This window comes from Clostridium sp. SGI.024, assembly GCF_050315195.1.
Classification (GTDB): Bacteria; Bacillota; Clostridia; order Clostridiales; family Clostridiaceae; genus Clostridium.
This window is the reverse complement of record NZ_JBNPON010000187.1, coordinates 1-279: the sequence shown is the minus strand read 5'-3', so window position 1 is coordinate 279 and position 279 is coordinate 1. Positions and strand designations below refer to the sequence as shown.

Sequence of the window (279 nt, the reverse complement as noted above, 5' to 3'; positions counted from 1 at the left end):
TATAAGGATAAAATTAGAGAAATACTATCGAGGTCGAAGCCGATGACTTTGGAGCAAAGAATAATTAAATTGAATCAAACTAATATTGGATGGATTAATTATTATGGGATAGCCAAATGCAAAGGTGTTGTTCAGCAATTAGATAAATGGATAAGACAAAGACTAAGAATGTGTATATGGAAACAATGGAAAAAGGTTAAAACAAGATATAAAAACCTTAGGAAGTTAGGATTAAATCACTATCAGTCATTAAAATTTGCCAATACCCGTAAAGGATAT

The 279-nt window shown here is 30.1% G+C and carries 1 protein-coding gene; it reads left to right on the top strand.

Annotated features, from left to right (window positions below):
- Positions 1-12 precede the first annotated feature (12 nt).
- On the top strand, positions 13-279 hold a 267-nt coding region (locus tag ACQRD5_RS17350; RefSeq protein ID WP_427747132.1), incomplete at its 3' end, for a group II intron maturase-specific domain-containing protein.